Annotated in this window: 20 protein-coding genes; 9 read left to right on the top strand and 11 right to left on the bottom strand. The window is 74.5% G+C overall.

The window, feature by feature from the left end; genetic code table 11:
- The first annotated feature begins 3 nt into the window (after positions 1 to 3).
- The gene (locus FHX39_RS00755) at positions 4 to 453 is read left to right on the top strand and encodes a helix-turn-helix domain-containing protein (RefSeq protein ID WP_183335932.1); all 450 of its coding nucleotides are present in this window, start codon (positions 4 to 6) and stop codon (positions 451 to 453) included.
- Positions 438 to 845: a VOC family protein gene (locus FHX39_RS00760; RefSeq protein WP_183335934.1), complete on the top strand. Its 408-nt coding sequence runs from the start codon at positions 438 to 440 to the stop codon at positions 843 to 845. The genes FHX39_RS00755 and FHX39_RS00760 overlap by 16 nt, the downstream gene beginning before the upstream one ends.
- Positions 846 to 862: 17 nt before the next feature.
- Here FHX39_RS00760 and acs read toward each other — a convergent pair whose 3' ends face one another.
- Positions 863 to 2,803, bottom strand: a complete 1,941-nt coding sequence (gene acs, locus FHX39_RS00765; protein WP_183335936.1) for an acetate--CoA ligase — start codon at positions 2,801 to 2,803, stop codon at positions 863 to 865.
- Positions 2,804 to 2,884: 81 nt separating this feature from the next.
- A complete protein-coding gene (locus tag FHX39_RS00770) occupies positions 2,885 to 3,889 on the bottom strand; it encodes a LacI family DNA-binding transcriptional regulator (protein WP_198423208.1) in 1,005 nt (334 codons plus the stop codon).
- 63 nt (positions 3,890 to 3,952) lie between these two features.
- Here FHX39_RS00770 and mgrA point away from each other — a divergent pair, with 63 nt between their 5' ends.
- Both mgrA and FHX39_RS00780 read left to right on the top strand, forming a co-directional pair.
- Entirely contained in the window at positions 3,953 to 4,993 is a 1,041-nt protein-coding gene (mgrA, locus tag FHX39_RS00775) for an L-glyceraldehyde 3-phosphate reductase (protein WP_183335938.1), read from the top strand.
- Positions 4,994 to 5,089: 96 nt separating this feature from the next.
- Entirely contained in the window at positions 5,090 to 6,091 is a 1,002-nt protein-coding gene (locus tag FHX39_RS00780; protein WP_332836596.1) for an NAD(P)-dependent oxidoreductase, read from the top strand.
- Here FHX39_RS00780 and FHX39_RS00785 read toward each other — a convergent pair.
- From FHX39_RS00785 to FHX39_RS00800, 4 genes are read right to left on the bottom strand one after another with little or no spacing between them, the layout of a single operon-like run.
- Positions 6,067 to 7,173, bottom strand: a complete 1,107-nt coding sequence (locus FHX39_RS00785) for a CDP-glycerol glycerophosphotransferase family protein (protein WP_183335942.1) — start codon at positions 7,171 to 7,173, stop codon at positions 6,067 to 6,069. The two genes, FHX39_RS00780 and FHX39_RS00785, sit on opposite strands and share 25 nt — an antisense overlap.
- A 46-nt stretch (positions 7,174 to 7,219) precedes the next feature.
- Positions 7,220 to 8,422 (bottom strand): MFS transporter, encoded by a 1,203-nt coding sequence (locus tag FHX39_RS00790; RefSeq protein WP_183335944.1) that lies wholly within the window; start codon positions 8,420 to 8,422, stop codon positions 7,220 to 7,222.
- A 20-nt stretch (positions 8,423 to 8,442) separates the two neighbouring features.
- Positions 8,443 to 9,189, bottom strand: coding sequence for a GAF and ANTAR domain-containing protein (locus FHX39_RS00795; protein ID WP_183335945.1), 747 nt, complete (start codon positions 9,187 to 9,189; stop codon positions 8,443 to 8,445).
- Complete coding sequence (locus FHX39_RS00800; protein WP_183335946.1) at positions 9,186 to 9,905, bottom strand: hypothetical protein; 720 nt, start codon at positions 9,903 to 9,905, stop codon at positions 9,186 to 9,188. Before FHX39_RS00800 ends, FHX39_RS00795 begins: the two co-directional genes overlap by 4 nt.
- A 416-nt stretch (positions 9,906 to 10,321) precedes the next feature.
- Here FHX39_RS00800 and FHX39_RS00805 point away from each other — a divergent pair, with 416 nt between their 5' ends.
- The 5 genes from FHX39_RS00805 (at position 10,322) to FHX39_RS00825 (ending at position 14,567) form a co-directional block, all read left to right on the top strand.
- Positions 10,322 to 11,011, top strand: a complete 690-nt coding sequence (locus FHX39_RS00805; protein ID WP_198423209.1) for a GAF and ANTAR domain-containing protein — start codon at positions 10,322 to 10,324, stop codon at positions 11,009 to 11,011.
- A gap of 127 nt (positions 11,012 to 11,138) precedes the next feature.
- Positions 11,139 to 11,849: a GAF and ANTAR domain-containing protein gene (locus FHX39_RS00810; RefSeq protein WP_183335948.1), complete on the top strand. Its 711-nt coding sequence runs from the start codon at positions 11,139 to 11,141 to the stop codon at positions 11,847 to 11,849.
- Between the two features lie 122 nt (positions 11,850 to 11,971).
- Positions 11,972 to 12,796, top strand: coding sequence for a sigma-70 family RNA polymerase sigma factor (locus FHX39_RS00815; protein WP_183335949.1), 825 nt, complete (start codon positions 11,972 to 11,974; stop codon positions 12,794 to 12,796).
- Positions 12,797 to 12,839: 43 nt separating this feature from the next.
- Complete coding sequence (locus tag FHX39_RS00820) at positions 12,840 to 13,793, top strand: glycosyltransferase (protein ID WP_183335950.1); 954 nt, start codon at positions 12,840 to 12,842, stop codon at positions 13,791 to 13,793.
- Between the two features lie 9 nt (positions 13,794 to 13,802).
- A complete protein-coding gene (locus FHX39_RS00825) occupies positions 13,803 to 14,567 on the top strand; it encodes an MBL fold metallo-hydrolase (protein ID WP_183335952.1) in 765 nt (254 codons plus the stop codon).
- A gap of 9 nt (positions 14,568 to 14,576) precedes the next feature.
- Here the strand turns inward: FHX39_RS00825 and FHX39_RS00830 are convergent, their stop codons facing one another.
- Genes FHX39_RS00830 through FHX39_RS00850 form a run of 5 tightly spaced genes read right to left on the bottom strand, consistent with a single transcriptional unit; the run spans position 14,577 to position 19,062 of the window.
- Entirely contained in the window at positions 14,577 to 15,320 is a 744-nt protein-coding gene (locus tag FHX39_RS00830) for an SDR family oxidoreductase (RefSeq protein ID WP_183335954.1), read from the bottom strand.
- Positions 15,317 to 16,798: a D-glycero-beta-D-manno-heptose 1-phosphate adenylyltransferase gene (gene rfaE2 / locus FHX39_RS00835; protein ID WP_183335956.1), complete on the bottom strand. Its 1,482-nt coding sequence runs from the start codon at positions 16,796 to 16,798 to the stop codon at positions 15,317 to 15,319. Before rfaE2 ends, FHX39_RS00830 begins: the two co-directional genes overlap by 4 nt.
- Positions 16,795 to 17,454 (bottom strand): D-sedoheptulose-7-phosphate isomerase, encoded by a 660-nt coding sequence (locus tag FHX39_RS00840; RefSeq protein WP_183335958.1) that lies wholly within the window; start codon positions 17,452 to 17,454, stop codon positions 16,795 to 16,797. The genes rfaE2 and FHX39_RS00840 overlap by 4 nt, the downstream gene beginning before the upstream one ends.
- Positions 17,444 to 18,529 carry a glycosyltransferase family 9 protein gene (locus FHX39_RS00845; protein WP_183335959.1) on the bottom strand — a complete coding sequence of 362 codons (1,086 nt, stop codon included), beginning with the start codon at positions 18,527 to 18,529 and terminating at the stop codon, positions 17,444 to 17,446. Before FHX39_RS00845 ends, FHX39_RS00840 begins: the two co-directional genes overlap by 11 nt.
- Entirely contained in the window at positions 18,526 to 19,062 is a 537-nt protein-coding gene (locus FHX39_RS00850; RefSeq protein ID WP_332836597.1) for an HAD-IIIA family hydrolase, read from the bottom strand. The genes FHX39_RS00845 and FHX39_RS00850 overlap by 4 nt, the downstream gene beginning before the upstream one ends.
- Positions 19,063 to 19,088 lie beyond the last annotated feature (26 nt).

Genomic DNA, 19,088 nt, shown 5'->3' on the forward strand with positions numbered 1-19,088 from the left:
CCGGTGACCCGAGCCGGCGAGGAACGCAACCGGGCGATGCTCCGCGCCCGGGACGCGATGGACGCGGGCTACGAGGGGGAGCTCGACATCGCGGCCCTGGCCCGGCTGGCCTGCTGCTCGCCGAGCCACTTCATCCGGACCTTCGCGGCGACGTTCGACGAGACGCCGCACCGCTACCTCCAGCGGCGTCGGGTGGAGCGGGCCATGTTCCTGCTGCGCTCGACGCCGGCGAACGTCACCGACGTCTGCTGGTCCGTCGGGTTCGCGAGCCTGGGCACGTTCACGCGGACGTTCACCCGGGTGGTCGGGGAGACGCCCACCGCATACCGCGCCCGGGGCCCGCTGCCGCCGGTGCCGTCCTGCTTCGCCATGGCCTGGCTGCGACCGAGCAGTTTCGGAGAAGCGGGGGACGGCCGTACGGCACTAGCGTCCGACGCATGCTCACCTCGTTGACCATCACGTCCCTCTACGTCCTCGACCAGGACCAGGCGCTCGACTTCTACGTCGGCACGCTCGGGCTCGAGGTCGGCAGCGACCTCGACCTCGGCTTCATGCGCTGGCTGACCGTCCGGGTCCCCGGCGAGACGCGCGAGGTCCTGCTCGAGCGGCCCGGCCCGCCCGCGATGGACGGGGGGACCGCCGACCAGGTGCGCGACCTCGTCACCAAGGGTGCGAGCGCGGGCACGCTGTTCTTCAACACCGACGACGTCCAGCAGACCTGGGACGACCTCAAGGCCAAGGGCGTCGACCTGCCGGAGGAGCCGACCGAGCGCGGCTACGGGAAGGACTTCGGGTTCCGAGACCCGTTCGGCAACCACGTCCGCATCGCCCAGCTGCCGGGCTGACGCCGGGCGAGACGGCGTCAGTCCTCCGACGAGGTCGTGGCCAGGTTGCCCTTGATCAGGTCCATGACCGTGGAGTCGGTCAGGGTCGTCACGTCGCCCAGCTCGCGGTTCTCGGCGACGTCGCGGAGCAGGCGGCGCATGATCTTGCCCGAGCGGGTCTTCGGGAGCTCCTGGACGACCATGATCTGGCGCGGCCGGGCGATCGGGCCGATCTCCTTCGCCACGTGCGTCCGCAGCTCGGCGACCACGTCCGGACCGCCGTCGCCGGCCTCGCTGCGCAGGATGACGAAGGCGACGATCGCCTGGCCGGTCGTGTCGTCGGTCGCCCCGACCACGGCCGCCTCGGCGACCTTGGGGTGCGAGACCAGGGCCGACTCGATCTCCGCGGTCGACATCCGGTGCCCGGACACGTTCATCACGTCGTCGACCCGGCCCAGGAGCCAGATGTCGCCGTCGGCGTCGAGCTTGGCGCCGTCGCCGGCGAAGTAGACGCCGGGGAAGCGCGACCAGTAGGTGTCGGTGTAGCGCTGCTCGTCGCCCCAGATGCCGCGCAGCATCGCCGGCCACGGCTTGTCGATGACGAGGTAGCCGGCGGCGTCGTCCGCGATCGGCTGCCCCTCGTCGTTGACGACCTTGACGCTGACCCCGGGCACGGCGCGCATCGCCGAGCCGGGCTTGCCCTCGGCCACGCCCGGCATGGGCGAGATCATGTGCATCCCGGTCTCGGTCTGCCACCAGGTGTCGACCACCGGCGTGCGGTCGTGGCCGATGTGACGGCGGTACCAGACGTACGCCTCCGGGTTGATCGGCTCACCGACCGAGCCGAGGATCCGCAGCGTCGACAGGTCGTAGCGCGCGGGGATGTCCTCGCCCCACTTCATGAACGTGCGGATCGCGGTCGGGGCGCAGTAGAGGATCGTGACGCCGTACTTGTCGACGATCTCCCACCACCGGCCCTGGTGCGGGCTGTCGGGCGTCCCCTCGTACATGACGCTCGTCGCGCCGTTGGCCAGCGGGCCGTAGACGAGGTACGAGTGCCCGGTCACCCAGCCGATGTCGGCCGCGGTCCAGAACACGTCGGTGTCGGCCTTGAGGTCGAACGTCGCCCAATGCGTGTACGCGACGCCGACGAGGTAGCCGCCGGTCGTGTGGAGGATGCCCTTCGGCTTACCGGTGCTGCCCGAGGTGTACATGATGTAGAGCGGGTGCTCGGCCGGGAACGTCTCGTACGCGTGCTCGGTGGGCTGGGACTCGACGAGGTCGTGCCACCACACGTCGCGGCCCTCGACCATCGCGGTCTCCTGGCCGGTCCGGCGCACGACGAGGACGTTCTTGACCTCCGGGCAGCGTTCCAGGGCCTCGTCCACGGCGGGCTTGAGCGCCGACGACTTCCCCTTGCGCCAGCCGCCGTCGGCGGTGATGACGTGCTCGACGCCGCAGTCGAGGATCCGGGTGGCCAGCGCGTCGGAGGAGAAGCCGCCGAACACGACCGTGTGCGGGGCGCCGAGGCGGGCGCAGGCCAGCATCGCGACCGCGGCCTCCGGGACCATCGGGAGGTAGATCGCGACCCGGTCGCCGGCCTTGACGCCCAGCTCGGTCAGCGCGTTCGCGGCCTGGCAGACCTGGGCCGTGAGCTCGGCGTACGTGATCGTGCGGGTGTCGCCGGGCTCGCCCTCGAAGTGGAACGCGACCCGGTCGCCGTGGCCGGCCTCGACGTGGCGGTCGAGGCAGTTGTACGCGGCGTTGAGCGTGCCGTCGGCGTACCACTGCGCGAAGGGCGCGTTGCTCCAGTCGAGCGTCTCGGTCGGAGGGGTGCCCCAGGAGAGCCGGTCGGCCTGCTCCGCCCAGAAGGCGACGTCGTCCGCGGCGGCCTCGGTGAACGTCGCCTCGGTGACGTTGGCGTGCTCCGCCAGCCCCGGCGGCGGCGGGAAGCGGTCGGTCCGGGCGTCGTCGCTCACGGTGTGCTCCTCAGCAGGTGGGTCGGGTGCGTCTCGCACCCTATACAGCCCGCCGGGACCGGACGGTCCGGCCGTACGGGCTCACTCCGAGCCGCGCGGCACGACCTCGGTCTCGAGGATGGTCACGCGCTCGACGGGCCGGCCCTCGACGAGGCCGATGAGCACGTCCACCATCGTCCGCCCGACCTCGAGCGTGGGCTGGCGGACGGTCGTGAGCGGCGGCACCGAGCTCTGCGCGTAGTAGTTGTCGTCCACCGTGACCACGCCGAGGTCGCGGGGCACGACCAGACCGTGCTCGCGCAGGACGGCCAGGGCGCCGGCGGCCATCTGCGCGCTGGCGACGAACAGGCCGTCGAAGGGCACGCCGCGGGCGAGCAGCCGGCGCGCGGCCTCGCCCCCGCTCGCCGGGCTGAAGTCGCCGTGCTCCACCAGGTCGTCCGCCTGGCCGGCCTCGGCGAGGGCCCGGCGCCAGCCGGTGAGGCGGTCGACGCCGACCCCCATGTCGGCGGGCCCGGTGATGGTGGCGATCCGCGCCCGCCCTGCGGCCACGAGCCGGCGGGTCACCGTCGCGGCCGCCTCGACGTTGTCGACGTCGACGTAGCAGGGGAGCGACCCCTCCGCGCTCATCGGGCGGCCGCCGAAGACCAGGGGCAGGGCGTCGTCCAGGTGCGCGTACGAGCGGTCGTCGCTGTGGTGCGACAGGACCAGGGCCCCGTCGACGCTCCCGGTCCGCAGGTAGCGCCGGGTCTTGTCCTCCGAGCCCGCGGAGATCAGCAGGGCGAGGGTGAAGTCGGTCTGGGACACGCGCATCGCCGCGCCCTGGATGACCGAGGCGAAGTAGGGGTCGGTGAAGAACGTGGCCGTCTTCTCGGGGATGACGAGCGCGAGGGTCTGGGTGCGCCGGCTGACCAGCGAGCGGGCGGCGCGGTTGGGGGTGTAGCCGAGCCGCTCGATCGCGGCCGACACCGCGGCCACGGCCTCGGGCGTGACGCTCGGCGAGTCGTTGATGACGCGGGAGACGGTCGACTTGGAGACGCCCGCCGCCGCGGCCACCATCTTCAGCGTCGGGACGACGGTGACGGTCACCGCGGCCGTGCCGCGCTCGGGGCCGCTCTCACGTCGCTCATGCTAGGGCTCTAACGTTCAGTCGTGACCCCTCCCTACCTCGCCGACGAGAACCGCTACGACGTCCAGCCCTACCGCCGCTGCGGGGTGAGCGGTCTCCACCTGCCCGCCGTCTCGCTCGGCTTCTGGCACAACTTCGGCGACGACAAGCCGATCGAGACCCAGCGCGCGATCATGCGCCGGGCGTTCGACCTCGGGGTGAACCACTTCGACCTCGCCAACAACTACGGCCCGCCGTACGGCTCCGCCGAGACCAACGCCGGGCGGATCCTCACCGAGGACTTCAAGCCCTACCGCGACGAGCTCGTCATCTCGTCCAAGGCCGGCTGGGACATGTGGCCGGGCCCGTTCGGCGACCACGGCTCGCGGAAGTACCTGACGGCGAGCCTGGACCAGTCGCTGAAGCGGCTGAACCTCGACTACGTCGACGTCTTCTACCACCACCGCCCGGACGCCGACACCCCGCTCGAGGAGACGATGGGCGCGCTCGACGCGGCCGTCCGCGCGGGCAAGGCGCTCTACGTCGGGGTGTCGTCCTACTCCCCGGAGCACACGCTCGCGGCGGCGAAGATCCTGCGCGAGCTCGGCACGCCGATGCTGATCCACCAGCCGTCGTACTCGATGTTCAACCGGTGGATCGAAGGCGGGCTGCTCGACGCCCTCGAGCAGGCCGGCGTCGGCTGCATCGCCTTCACCGCGCTCGCCCAGGGGCTGCTGACCAACCGCTACCTCAACGGCATCCCGGCCGACTCCCGCGCGGCGCAGGGCAAGTCGCTGGAGCAGGAGACCATCACGCCCGAGGTCATCGAGCGGGTCAAGAAGCTCAACGACCTCGCCGAGGGCCGCGGTCAGACCCTGGCGCAGATGGCGCTGGCGTGGGTGCTCCGCGACGCCCGCGTCACCAGCACGCTGATCGGCGCGAGCAGCGTCGCCCAGCTCGAGGACAACGTCGCGGCGACGAAGAACCTCACGTTCTCCGACGACGAGCTGAAGCAGATCGACGACCTGGCCGTCGAGTCCGGCGTCGACCTCTGGGCCGACGCGCGGGATGCGACCGACGCCTGAGCCGAGAGCTCCCGCACGAGCGGTAGGTTGCCGCGACGATCCTGGCATCAGGGACGCGGCAACCTACCGCTCGCGGAGTCATCGGATGATGTCCCCGTGAAGCCGACCGTCGTCCTCGTCCCGCAGCCGCAGCCCGTCGAGCGGATCTTCCGCCCCGAGACGCTGGCCCGGCTGCACGAAGCCTTCGAGGTGGTCGAGCCGGCCGAGGGCGAGCTCGACGCCGCGCTGGGTGACGCCTGGGCGATCGTGGGCCAGCCCGAACTGCCGACCGAGCGGCTCGAGCGCGCGCCGCACCTGCGGGCCGTGCTCAACGTCGAGGGGAACTTCTACCCCAACGTCGACTACCCGACCTGCTTCACCCGGAGCATCCGGGTGCTCGGCTGCGGGCCCGCGTACGCGCAGGCCGTGGCCGAGCACGCGCTCGGGCTCGCCCTGGACCTGGCGCGGGGGATCAGCCGGGAGGACCGCGCGTTCCGCGCCGGGCGTGAGCGCTACCTCGGCGAGGGCAACGCCGACGCGGTGCTGCTGCGGCACGCCGACGTGGGCCTGGTCGGCTACGGGAACATCGGACGCGCGCTGCGCCCGCTGCTGGCCGCGTTCGGCGCGAGGGTCCGGGCGTACGACCCGTGGCTCCCGGACGCCGTCCTGCGCGACGCGGACGTCGAGCCCGCGTCGCTCGACGAGGTGCTCCGCCGCAGCACGTTCGTCGTCGTCCTGGCCACGGTCACCGACGACAGCCAGCACCTGCTCGGCCCCCGCGAGCTCGACCTGCTGCCCGAGGGTGCCCGCCTGGTGCTGGTCAGCCGCGCCGCGGTGACCGACTACGAGGCCCTGGGCGAGCGCGTCGCCGCGGGCCGCTTCCTCGCCGCGTCCGACGTGTGGCCGACCGAGCCGGTGCCGGCGGACTCACCCTTCCGGTCGATGGAGGGCCTGCTCCTGTCGGCCCACCGCGCGGGCGGCATCCCGGCCGCGTTCCTCGAGATCGGCGACATGGTCGTCGACGACCTCGAGCTGCTGGCCCGCGGGCTCGCCCCCGTCCGGATGCAGCAGGCCGCGCCCGAGCTGGTCGGGCGCTACCGGAACCGTCCCGCCGGCTGAGCGTCGGCGCCCGGCCGGAGCCGCGCGAGCACCTGGTCGAGCACGCGGTCGGTGGCCCCGCCGTCGTCGAGGGCGCACCAGCGCTCGCGGAACGCGGCGTAGCGCGCGGCGTCGGCGGCCGACGTCGCGGGCAGGGCGAGCAGCGCCTGGGCCAGCGACCCGGGGTCGAGCACGAGGGCGCTCGGACCCTCGGTCGCGAGGTCGAAGGTGAAGCCGCGGAGCTCGTCGCGGTAGTGCGCGAGGTCGTACGGGTAGAGCAGCAGCGGCTTGCCCGTCACGGCGAAGTCGAACATCGCCGAGGAGTAGTCGGTGACCATCGCGTCGGCGGCGAGGTAGAGGTCGGCGATGTCGGGGTTGTCCGACACGTCGACGAGGCCGGCCACGCCCGTCCGCACCGGGCGGCGGTAGAGGTAGTAGTGCTGGCGCAGGAGCACCGTGTAGCCGGGGCCGAGGCGTTCGAGCAGGAGCTCGAGGTCGAGCCCGTCGGGCGAGTCCGCGGCGTCCACGGTGTCGTCGCGGTAGGTCGGGGCGTAGAGGACGGCGGTGATGTCAGGGCCGATGCCCAGCTCGTCGCGCAGCGCGGCCCGGCGCTCGGCGGCGTCCGGTGCGCTCAGCACGTCGTTGCGCGGGTAGCCGGTCTCCAGGACGGGTCCGCCGTAGCCGAACGCGTCGCGCAGCAGGACGGTCGCGGCGGGGCTCTGGCTGACCAGCGCGTCCCAGCTCGCGATGTCGTCGTCGAGCTCACGCATCATCTCCTCGGCCGGGATGCTGGCCGCCGCGCGGTGGATCCGCTTGAGCGGGGTGCCGTGCCAGGTCTGGAGGTAGAAGGCGCCCGCCGGCTTGCGCCAGCGGTCGAGCTGCATGTGGGTGTTGCTGACGAGCACGTCGGCCGACTCGAGCGCGGCCACGGCGGCCGGGGTGCCGATCGGCACGGTCGTGACGCCGGCCGGGAAGCCGCCGACGAAGCGTTCGTCCTGCAGCCACACGTGCTCGGCCTCGACGCCCCGCGCGAGCAGGCCCTGGTGGAGGGCGCGGGGGCTGTCCGCGTAGCGCCCGTTGAACGCGTTGTAAAGGAACCTCACCGATGAAGTGTGCAGGAAAGTCGAAACGACCTGCGGTGACGCCGGGTCAGCGCCGGTCGTCGCTCGGCAGCGGGCGTACGGTCCCGGCGATGGCGACCGCCAGGGCCAGCAGCACGGCGACGGCGGTCAGCGCGTGCAGGACGCCGATGTGCTCGCCGAGGAACCCGATCAGCGGCGGCCCGCCCAGGAACGCGAGGTAGCCGATCGAGGCGATGACGCTGACCCGCGACGCGGCGTGCGCGGGGTCGTCGGCCCCCGCGCTCATGCCCACGGGGAAGCCGAGCGACAGGCCCGCCCCCCACAGGACGGCCCCGGCGAAGGCGAGCGCCGGGTGCCCGCCGAAGACGAAGAGCAGCAGGCCCAGCCCGCTCGCGGCGGCCATGACCCGGCAGACGGCGACGCGGCCGTAGCGGTCGAGCAGCTCGGGGCCGAACCAGCGGCCGGCGGTCATCGCGGCGAGGAACGTGGCGAAGCCCAGGATGCCCACGACGCGCGACGTGCCGTAGCCGTCGATCAGCGCGACGCTCGTCCAGTCGTTGCCGGTGCCCTCGGCGAAGGCGAAGGCGAGCACGAACAGCCCCACCAGCAGCGTGCGCGGCTCCCGCCAGGCGGCCAGCGCGCTGCGCCGCTCGGGGGCCGGTCCGTCCCCGGGCACCGGCTCGTCGGCGTCGGCGACGAAGCCGCGGACGACGAACGGGACCACCGCGGCGACGAGGACGCCGACGACGACCAGGTGCACCGTCACGCCGACGCCCAGGCCCACGAGCGCCGCGCCGCTGAGCGCGCCGCCGACCGTGCCGATGCTGAAGCCCGCGTGGAAGCGCGGCATGATCGCCCGCCCGAGGCGACGCTCGACGACGGCGCCCTGGACGTTCATGGCGACGTCCCAGGCGCCCTGGCCGAAACCGAAGAGGAACAGCCCCACCACGACCGGCACGACCCCGCCCAGGTAGCCCAGGCCGACGACGACCAGCGCGACGGCGTCGACGAGCGCCATCAGCTGCACGGTGCGCCGCGAGCCGATCCGGGCGACGACCGGTCCGGCCAGGGGCAGCGAGATCACCGACCCGGCGGCGATCGCCAGCAGGACCAGGCCCAGCTGGGCCGACGACAGCTCGAGCCGGTCACGGACCTGCGGGATCTCCGACGCCCAGCTCGCGAAGGCGAAGCCGGTGGCGATGAAGGCCGCGTACGTGGCCCGTACCCCGGCCTGGATCGCGACCGGGGAGGACGTGGAGGAGTGCGGCACGCGGAGAACTCTGCCCGAGATCAGGAGGGGTCGAAGGGTCGTCCCTCTTCGGGGGACTGACCGCTGGTCCGCTGCACCAGGTCCGCAGCGACGTCGCGGAGGCGGCGGTGGCCGTTCTGGGACTCGCGGCGGAGCAGCTCGAAGGCGACCGTCGCGGTGCAGCGCTGCTGGCCCATGATGATGCCGAGCGCCTGGTCGATGACCGTGCGCGAGCGGAGCGACTCCTCCATCTGGGCCAGGAGGTTGGCGTCCTTGACCTGCCGGGTCGCGACGCGCAGGGTGCCGGCCGCCTGGGTCGCGAACAGCTCGAGGTCGCGCTGCTCGGTCGGGCCGAAGAGGCCGGGCTCGGAGAAGCCGTAGAGGTTGAGGGCGCCGAAGGTGTCGCTCCGGATGGTCAGCGGGAGGCTCAGCGAGCACCGGAGCCCGGTCTCGGCCGCGAGCCCGACGTAGTCCGGCCACCGCTGCTCGGTCCGAGCGTCGACGACGGAGACGACCTGGCCCCGGCTCAGGCTCTCCAGGCACGGCCCCGACCCGACCCGGTACTGCGTCTCGTCGAGGGTCTCGGCCCGGGCGTCGCTGAAGCCGAACGTCAGCAGGGTGTCGTCGTAGCGGAGCATGATCCCGCTGGACACCGGGGCCTTGAGCACCGTGGTCGAGAGCTCGGCCAGCTCCTTCAGGAAGAGCTTGATGTCCGCCACGTCGAGCAGCAGGTTCTGCAGCCGCTCGATCGGCAGGTGGTGACCCGGCTGCGGGTCGGGGACGGTCACTGCTCGAGCTCGTCGAGGGTGGTCCGGCCCGCGACGAGGTCGTCCGCGAGCTCGTCCAGGGTCACGTCGAGGGAGTAGGCGTGGGCCCGGAGCAGCGCCAGCGCGTCGCGGGTGGCCTGACGGCGCCGGCCGACGAGCATCCCGGTGGCCACCCAGACGTGGTGGCGTCGGCTGGTGGCGACCCGATACCAGTCGGGCATGGCGTCGTCGAGGTCGACGTCGTGGACGTCGGCCATGCAGATGCTGAGGAGGGCCGAGACCGGACCCGCCACGTGGTCGGTGATCGCGGCGACGTCCAGGCGGCGGCTGAGGTACTCGTCCTCGGCGTAGAGGTCGAGCGCGGCGAAGACCTCGCCGTCCGGCGTGCTCAGGGGGATGGAGGCGACCGAGCGGAAGGGCGTGCGCTTCACCAGCTCCTCGCCGTAGACGGGCCAGCGGTGGGTCAGCTCGGCGAGGTCGGCCACGCAGGCGGCCTTGGCCACGGCCGCGGCCAGGCACGGACCCTCGCCGATGGAGGTCTGCAGCTCCTCGGCGGTGGACGCAGTCGCACTGCTCCCGCCCAGCGGCAGCCGCAGGATCTCGAGCAGGGTCGACAGCCCGGCGGCGTCCACCGGCAGCAGGTCGACGGCGGCCTGCGCGAGGACGGCCGGGGTGAGCCCGGTGCTTCCGCGCATGCGGTGGCTGACGGACTGGAGGAGGTCGGCGGTCAGGTCCACGACCACGCTGCTTCGCACCGGCGGAGCCAGGGCATCGAGCCACCTTCGGAGGTGCTGGGAGAGTGGGGACGCGAGCGCCCCGGCAACTTCCCAGCCGGGCACAGGCTAGCGCGCAGTCCCTCACGCCACGGGGCGTCCGGCGTGCGTCGCCGGGGGTGGGAGGGCCCGGCGGGCTGCGCTGTTGAACTCGCCGAACCTGTGCGGTCGTCGAGCACCTCGACGACCAGCACTCGTGGTCTACCCCGTTCTCCGTCCGGACACGCACGGATGCGGCAAGGGTCCGCCGGTCCGCTCGGTAGGGTCGCACCAGCGGCGCCGCCGGACGGTGGCGTCCGCAGCGAGAGGTGTCCCCGATGACCGGTAGTCCAGGAGCCCCTGCGCGAGACCCCCGACCTCCGAGCTCCGAGGTCGAGGCCGTGCGCGACCTGGCCGGGCAGCTGGGCCGGCTGGCTCGGACGCTGGAGGCCGAGGACGACACCGCCGCCATGCTCGACGAGGTCGTCGCGGCCGCGGTCCGGCTCATCCCAGGCGCCGAGGACGCCTCCATCAGCCTGGTGGTCGCGCGGCGCCAGATCTCCTCGCCCCACCGGACGGGCGACCTGCCGGGGAAGGTCGACGCCATCCAGACGGCGACGGCCGAGGGGCCGTGCCTGGACGCCGCGTACGAGCACCAGACCGTCCGGGTGCCGGACATGCGCCACGAGCGGCGCTGGCCCAAGTTCGCGCGAGAGGCCTACCAGGCCGGCGCCGGCAGCATGCTCTCGTTCCAGCTGTACGTGCAGGGCGACACCCTGGGCGCGCTGAACCTCTACAACCGGGCGGCGGGGGCCTTCGACGACGAGTCCGAAGAGGTCGGGCTGCTCTTCGCCGTCCATGCGGCGGTCGCCTTCGCCGATGCGCAGAAGCTGGACCACCTGGATCGCGCCGTCGCGAGCCGCGACCTGATCGGGCAGGCCAAGGGCATGCTCATGGAGCGCTACCGCATCGACGGCGACGGCGCCTTCCGGGTGCTGGCCCGGGTCAGCCAGTCGACCAACCGGCCCCTGCGTGACGTCGCCCGTCAGCTCGTTGAGACCGGGCACCTCGACCTGGTCGAGGCGGACTGACGCGACGACGACTGCGTCGGACTCCCCGCGCAGACGGTCGCACCGTGCAAGAATTTCGACCCTCAGGTCAGGAAGCGGCCGGGACCGTGGCCCGGCGACGCCGGCGCCCAAGCAGGAGCTGGCCCTCATGGCCCCACCTCATCTCGACCACGCCCAGCGCTCGTTCGGCGTCTTCACCGCGCTCGTGCACGAGCCCTCGACCGCAGGGGGGCGGCTGCAGCGGGGTGTCGAGCTGCTCGCGAGGCTCGTCCCGGGCTGCGACCACGCGGGGGTCACGCTCCTGACGCCGGCCTTCGTGGAGAGCGTCGCCGCCACCGACGACGTCGTGGTGCGGGGGGACGCCTGGCAGCACGAGCTGAGCGAGGGGCCGGGCCTGGACAGCGTGCGAGGCCGGACGACGGTCGTCAGCCAGGACCTCCGCACCGACCCGCGCTGGCGCACCTGGGCCCCCCGCGTCGTGGACGGCCTCGGGGTGCGCTCGACGATGTCGGTCCTGCTCGAGCGCCACGAGGACGTCGTCGCGTCGCTCACGCTCTACGCCGACCGCCCGGACGTCTGGGACCCGGGCCGGCAGCAGCTCGCGACGGCACTGGCGAGCCAGCTCGCCGGGGCGAGCGCCGAGGCGAGGATGCTCGACGACCGTGAGCGCGCGCTCGTGTCCCGGGTCGGCCTGGGGCAGGCCCAGGGGATCGTGATGGAGCGGTTCGACCTGGGCGCGGACGAGGCGTACGACTACCTGCGTCGGCTGTCGCAGAGCACGCAGGTGGGGCTGCTGCAGCTCGCCGGGCACATCGTCCGGACCCGGGTGGTGCCGCCGCTGCCGGGCCGCTCCACGTAGGCCGCGAGCCGGCCGGGGCGGTCGCCCCTAGGGGGGTACCCGACCGCCCGAGTCTGTGGTTCACTTCCTGCTGTGGCCAGCAGCGCGCCACGTTCGTACACACACGGACGGAAGAGCGCGCCATGTCACTTCTCGCACCCCCTCTCCCCACCGTCTCCACCGGACGTGCCCCGACCCGTGGGTCGGATCCCGCCCAGCGTCTGGAGCTGGCCGAGCTGACCCTGGCGCGGCTGCGTGCCGCCCGGGTGGCGGACGAGGCCGGCCGCCAGGCGCTCTTCGAGGAGGTCGTGGTCTCCCACCTCTGGCTGGCCGACTCGGTCGCCCGCCGGTTCCGGGACCGCGGCGAGGACTCCGAGGACCTGCGTCAGATCGCCCGGTCCGGCCTGGTCGAGGCCTGTGCCCGCTTCGACCCCGACCAGGGCTCGTTCGCCGCTTTCGCCTTCCCCACGGTCACCGGGCTGGTCAAGCGCCACTTCCGGGACCACGGCTGGTCCATCCGGCCCTCGCGCCCCACCCAGGAGCTGTCCGCCGAGATGTGGCGGCGCTGGCCGGAGGTCGCGCAGGCGGTGGGCGGCGAGCCGACCGAGCGCCAGCTGGCCGAGGTGCTGCGGGTGCCGCTCGACGACGTCCGGCGGGCACGTCGCGCCACGCAGGCGTACACGTGCAGCTCCCTCGACGCCCTGACCCACGACCACGAGAGCGACGAGCCGGACTCCGACCGGGCCGAGGCGCACGTGCTCGTGTCCTCGGTGTGGAAGGAGCTGACCGACGTCGAGCGGCGGCTGCTGCAGATGCGCTTCTTCGAGGAGCGGTCCCAGGCCGACATCGCGGTCGCGCTGGGCACCAACCAGATGCAGGTCTCCCGCATGCTCGCCCGGCTGCTCATGCGGCTGCGCGGGATGATCGGGTCCCTGGACGAGCCCACCGTCGCGTCCCACGCCGCCTGACCGCACCGGGTGGGCCGCGGGCGGCGCCGTACGCTCCCGCGTCGTGAGGATCCTGCTGTTCGACGTGCACGGCGGCTACACCGACGCGCTGCTCGCCGGGGCGCACGACTACGCGTTCCTGCCGGCGGTGGACGGCCGGGGCGGGCTGTCCCGCCTCGGCGCCCTGGCCCCGGCCCGGGCGCGCGAGGTCGACTCGGCCGAGCTCCGCGACGACCCGCCGGACGTCGTGCTCCTGCAGCGGCCCGAGGACGCGGCGACGATCGCGGATCGGACCGGCCTGCGGGCCGGGACGGACGTGCCGGCCGTGTTCCTCGAGCACAACACGCCCAAGGAGTCGGTGCCGAACACGCGGCACCCGCTCGCCGACGGTCCGATCCGGGTCGTCCACGTCACCCACCTCAACGCCCTGCTCTGGGACTGCGGACGGACGCCGACGACGGTCGTCGAGCACGGGCTGCCGGACCCCGGCCTGCGCTACGTCGGCGACGTCGACCACCTCGCGTTCGTGGTCAACGAGCCCGTCCGCCGCTGGCGGGTGACCGGCACCGACCTGCTGCCGCGCTTCGCCCCGCTGGGGATCGACGCCTTCGGGATCGACGGCGACCTGCTCCCGGCCGCGCTCGACGACCAGCCCGGCGTGGCCTTCGCGGGCAACCTCAAGCCCCCGCAGCTGCGCGACGCCCTGGTCGCGCGGCGCGCGTACCTGCACCTCAACCGCTGGACCTCGCTGGGTCTGTCGCTGATCGAGGCCATGCTGCTCGGGCTGCCCGTCGTCGTCCTCGACACCACGGTCGCCGCCCGGACGGTGCCCCCGGCCGCCGGGGCGATCTCGGCCGACCCGGACGTGCTGGTCGCCGCGGCACGCCGGCTGCTGACCGACCCGGACGAGGCCCGGGCCGCCGGGCTGGTGGCCCGGGAGGCGGCGCTCGCGCGGCACGGGCTGGCCCGGTTCCTGGGCGACTGGGACCGGGTGCTTGCCGAGGCCGTCGCCGGGTAGGGAGCAGGGGTGCCCGCCGCCGATCACGTCCAGACCGTCCGCGACGTCGTGCCGGGGGTCCACCTGGTCACCCACGGCCACACCAACTGCTACGTCGTCGAGGGCGAGGACGGCGTCACCCTCGTCGACGCGGCGTACCCCCGGACGTGGTCGGCGGTGCGGCAGTGCCTGGCCGACGTCGGTCGCCGCGTGTCCGACGTCCGGGGCCTGGTGCTGACCCACGGGCACTTCGACCATGTCGGCTTCGCCGGGCGCCTGCAGCGCGACCACGGCGTGGAGGTCTGGGCCGGCGCGGGGGACGCCTTCCTGGTGCGCCACCCGTACCGCTACCGCCCGGCCCGGCCGCGCCTGACCTACCCGCCGGTGCACCCGCGGTCCTGGCCGGTGCTGGGCTCGATGGTGCGGGCCGGCGCGCTGCGCGTGCCCGGCGTGACGGCCGACCACCTCGTCGGAGGCCGGACGTCCCTCGACCTGCCGGGCCGCCCCGAGCTGGTCCCGGCGCCCGGCCACACGGACGGGGAGCTGGTGGTGCACCTGCCCAACCACGGCGCGGTGCTGACCGGCGACGCGCTCGTCACCCTGGACCCGTACACCGGGCGGCGGGGCCCGCGGGTGGTCGCCCGGGCGGCGACGAACGACGCCCGGCTCGCCCTGGACTCCCTCACGGCCGTCGCCGAGCTCGACGTCGCCGCCGTGCTGCCCGGCCACGGCGAGCCGTGGCTCCGCGGCAGCCGGGCGGCGGTCGACGCCGCCCGCGCGGCCGGCGTCGCCTGACCCTCTAGATCACGGCCAGGAGGTCTCGACCGAGCTCGCGACGACGAGCTCGCGCACCTCGCAGCCGGCGGGCTGGGACAGGGCGAAGACGACCGCGGCGGCCGTGTCCTCCGGCCGGTTGAGCACCGCGTCGGCACCGGGCTTGTACTGCGCGTCCCGCTCGTCGAAGAAGTGCGTGTGCATGCCGCCGGGGATCAGCAGCGTGACGCCGACCTGGCCGGCGGTCTCGGCGGCCAGCGACCGGGTGAAGCCGACCACGCCGAACTTGGACGCGCAGTACGCGGTCGCGTCGCCGACGGCCTTGATGCCGAGCGTCGAGGCGACCGTGACGATGCGGCCGTGGCTGGCCTTGAGGTAGGGCAGCGCGGCGCGCGCGACGGCGGCGGTGCCGAACAGGTTCACCATGACGATCCGCTCCCACGTGGGACCGTCGATCCCGTCGAGCGGTGCGGGGAAGTCGATGCCCGCCGCGGTCAGGACGCCGTCCAGCCGCCCGCCGTGGGCCTCCACGATGTCGCGGACGGCCGCCTCGGCCGCACGCGGGTCGGACAGGTCCACCTGCGCGTACGCGACGTCTCCGGCGGGCGGCGCGAGGTCGAGCACGAGCGGGGTGCCCCCGGCGGCCAGGACGGCGGCGACCGTGGCCGCGCCGAGGCCGGACGACCCGCCGGTGATCAGCACGGTGCCGAGCGTCGTGCGCTCGCGCGACGACGCGGCGGTGTCGGTGGCGGGGGGCGTCAGGGTCGACGTCATGAGATCTCCTCGGTGTGGTTCGGACGTGCAGGAACGGGTGCCGCCGACGCGGTCGCACGGGACCGGTCGACGAGGCGGGTGGTGGAGTAGCCGTCGACGACGGGCAGCAGGACGACGCGCCCGCCCCCCTCCTCGACGACCCGGGCCTCCGGGATGTCCTGGCCGGCGTAGTCGCTGCCCTTGACCCAGACGTCGGGCCGGAGCTCGGCGAGGAGCTCGGCGGGCGTGGCCTCGTCGAAGACGACGACCCCGTCGACGCAGGCCAGGGCGGACAGGACCCGGGCGCGGTCCTCGGCCGTGACCAGCGGCCGGTCCGGCCCCTTGGCCCGGCGGACGGAGGCGTCGGAGTTGATGCAGACGACGAGCGCGTCGCCCAGGGAACGGGCGGCGGTCAGCAGGCTCACGTGGCCCCGGTGCAGCAGGTCGAAGCACCCGCCGGTCGCGACCACGGTCCCGCCGGCGGCGCGGACCTGCGCCACCAGCGCGAAGGCGTCGGCCGGCTCGGGCCGGTCGGAGGACGTCGCGTACGGGACCTCGGTCGAGACGGCGGTCGCGGCGCCGGCCAGCACGAACGCGGTGGCGCTCGCGACCGCACGGCGGACCGCGGTGCCCGGGGTCGCGCCCTCGAGCAGGGCGACGGCGGCGGCGACGGCGAAGGCGTCACCGGCCCCGCAGGTGTCGAGCCGACCGGCGTGCGGGGCGCGGCCGGCCGCGTCGACGCGCTGTCCTGAGCCTGTCGAAGAGGTCTCGGGCTCGTCGAGCGGGACGTGCGTGTCGAGGTCGCCCTCGACCAGCAGGGCCCCGCGCGCGCCGAGCGTGACGGCGACGGCCTCGGCCCGCCAGAGCCGGCCGAGCACGCGGCCCTGGTCGGCGGTGCCGTCCACGGCCCCCAGCGCTCTGGCCTCGCTGGCGTTCGGGGTGACCAGGGCGCAGCCCGCGACCGGAGCGGTCCCGCGGGGGTGCGGGTCCCAGACCACGGGGACCTGGCGGGCCCGGGCGGTCAGCCGCTCGCGGATCCCGTCGAGCGCCGTGACCCCGCGGCCGTAGTCGGCGACCAGGACGGCTCCGGCGCGGTCGAGGGCGTCGTACGCCGCCTGCGGGACCGGGGCGTCGAGCGCCCGACCGCGGCCGACGTCGAGCCGGGTCACCGGGACGCCGTTGGCCAGCACGCGGGTCTTGCGGCTCGTGCCGCCGGACAGCGGCAGCGCGACCACCTCGACGAGCCCGCCGAGGAGGCTGCGGAGGCGGTCGGCGGAGTCGTCGGCCCCGATCGCCGTGACGAGCACGACCTCGTGGCCCGACCGGGCGGCGAGCAGCGCGGCGAGGCCGGCACCGCCGGGACGCTGCCACTCGCGGGCGACGTCGACCACCGGCACCGGGGCGTCGGGGGCGAGGCGCTCCGAGCTGCCCTCGAGGTCGACGTCGAGCAGGGAGTCGCCGACGACGACGAGCGGGCCGACCGCGCGGGTGGTGCTCACGCGACGACCGGGGGCTGGACGCCGAGCGCGTCGTCGAGGGCGATGCAGAGCGCGTGCACGAGGCTCAGGTGGATCTCCTGGACCGTCGCGGTCGTGGGTGCCTCGACGGCGACCGCCTCGTCGGCGAGCGCGGTGAGCGGGTTGGGGCCGGGCCCGGTGAGCGCCCACACGCTCACGCCGGCCCGGCGGCCGGCCCGGGCCGCGGCGAGCACGTTCGGGCTGGTGCCGCTGGTGGAGAAGGCGACGAGCACGTCCCCGGGGCGCCCCCAGGCGGTGACCTGGCGGGCGAACACCTCGTCGAAGCCGTAGTCGTTCGCGATGGCCGTGTGCGCCGCGGAGTCGGCGGACAGCGCGACGGCGGGCAGGGGCCGGCGGTCGTGGCGGAACCGTCCCACCAGCTCGCCGGTCAGGTGCTGCGCCTCGGCGGCGCTGCCGCCGTTGCCGCAGGCGATCAGGTGCGCCCCGGCGTCGTAGCGCCGGGCCAGCTCGGCCCCCCAGGCGCTGACCGTGGCGGCGTACGCCCCGGCCCGGCCCGCCGCCTCGGCGAGCGCTGCGAGGTGGTCGGTGACGAGAGCGAGGCGGTCGCTGGCGCGTACGGGCGGAACGGGCTCGGTGGCACGGGCGGACGGGGGGCTGACCGTGGTGTCAAGCGACATGGTCGACCTCTCGGGGACGGGCCGGGACCGGGTCACGGTCGTCGACGGGCGGGACGCGGCGGAGCTCCGCCACGGCGGCGACGACGTCAGCGGGGCTGACGCCGTCCAGGCAGGGGTGTCCGGGCACGGGGCAGTGCCGCGCCCGGGTCAGGCGGCAGGCCGCGTCCTGGTCGCCGAGCAGGACGACCGGGACGCCGTACGGGGCCCAGCGCTCCGGCGGGACGACCGGGGCGAAGAGGGAGACGACCGGGGTGCCCACGGCCGCGGCCAGGTGGGCCGGACCGGTGTTGGGCGCCACGACGACCTCGGCACCCGCGAGGACCGCGGCGAGGCCGGCGAGGTCGACGGCGCCGGTGAGGTCGAGGGCGAGCCCGCCCGCCACGAGGCCGGTGAGCGTGGACTCGCCGGGGGACCCGGTCACGACCACGCGGTGCCCGGCCTCGACGAGCGCGGCGACCAGCGCCCGGCTGTGCTCGGCCCCGGGCCGGCGGGCCGGGGCGTCGGCGCCCGGGTGGTAGACGACGTACGGGTCCGGTCCGACGAGGGCGGAGACGTCGGGGAGCGGCCGGCGGACGGCGAGCGTGGCCGGCCCGTCGAGACCGAAGCCGGCGGCGCGGGCGAGCGACAGCGCCCGCTCGCTCTCGGGCACGTCGGCCGGGACCTCGGGCATCCGGTGGCGCAGGTCGAGCAGGGATCCGGGGTAGTCGTCGCTGATCGCGCCGACCCAGCCGACCCCGGCGAGGCGCAGGAGCAGGGCCAGGGGCAGCGGCGACTGGTGGAACGAGGTGAGGATCAGCGCCGCGTCGACGCCGGCCCTACGGACGGTCTCCACGAACGCGCCGATCGCGGCGGGGTCCACGGGCCCGGGGTCGGCGACGATCCAGGGCGCGTCGAGCTCGAGCACGTCGTCGACCCCGGGCAGCAGCCGCGCGACCGCGGAACGTCCCCGGCCGACGAGCAGCGTGACCCGCGCCGACGACGCGGCCACGGCCCGGACGGCAGGACCCGAGAGCAGGACGTCGCCCACGCTGTCGAGCCGGGCGACGAGGACGTGGCCGCCGGTCGGGGCGCTCACGGGGCGACCTGTTCGCCGAGGGCGAGCGCCAGCGCGACGGCCTCGCGGAGGTCGTGCGCCACCAGGGCGTGCTCGCGAGCGTGCGCGACCTCCTCGGCCCGGGTGACCGGCGTCGGGACGAGGACGGCGCGGGCCCCGGCGGCGAGAGCGGCACCGACGTCGGCGCCGATGTCGCCGATCACCACGCAGTCCGCCGGCTCGACCCCGAGGGCCGCAGCGGCGGCGAGCACCATCCCGGGCGCCGGCTTGCGGCAGGCGCACCCGTCGGCCGCGCCGTGGGGGCAGACCTGCCACGTCCCGAACGGTCCGAGCAGCGCGTCGACCCGGCCGTTGACCGCCGCGAGCTGGGCGGGGGTGATCAGCCCGCGGGCGATGCCGGACTGGTTGCTGACCACGCCGAGGCCGAGGCCCCGGCGACGCAGGTCGTCGAGCACCTCCCGCGCCCCGTCGACCGGGGCGACCAGGTCGGGGTCGGCGTTGTAGGGGACGTCGTGCACGAGCGTGCCGTCACGGTCGAACAGGACCGCTCGCACACCTCGGGGCCGCTCGTCGACGCCCG

The organism is Microlunatus antarcticus, from assembly GCF_014193425.1.
GTDB classification, from domain to species: domain Bacteria; phylum Actinomycetota; class Actinomycetes; order Propionibacteriales; family Propionibacteriaceae; genus Microlunatus; species Microlunatus antarcticus.

Bases quoted from the DNA above. Each gene is read 5' to 3' on its own strand.
- FHX39_RS00810 (WP_183335948.1), top strand. From the start codon at position 11,139: ATGGCCCCACCTCATCTCGACCACGCCCAGCGCTCGTTCGGCGTCTTC.
- FHX39_RS00840 (WP_183335958.1), bottom strand. From the start codon at position 17,454: ATGTCGCTTGACACCACGGTCAGCCCCCCGTCCGCCCGTGCCACCGAG.
- FHX39_RS00830 (WP_183335954.1), bottom strand. From the start codon at position 15,320: ATGACGTCGACCCTGACGCCCCCCGCCACCGACACCGCCGCGTCGTCG.
- FHX39_RS00760 (WP_183335934.1), top strand. From the start codon at position 438: ATGCTCACCTCGTTGACCATCACGTCCCTCTACGTCCTCGACCAGGAC.
- FHX39_RS00815 (WP_183335949.1), top strand. From the start codon at position 11,972: ATGTCACTTCTCGCACCCCCTCTCCCCACCGTCTCCACCGGACGTGCC.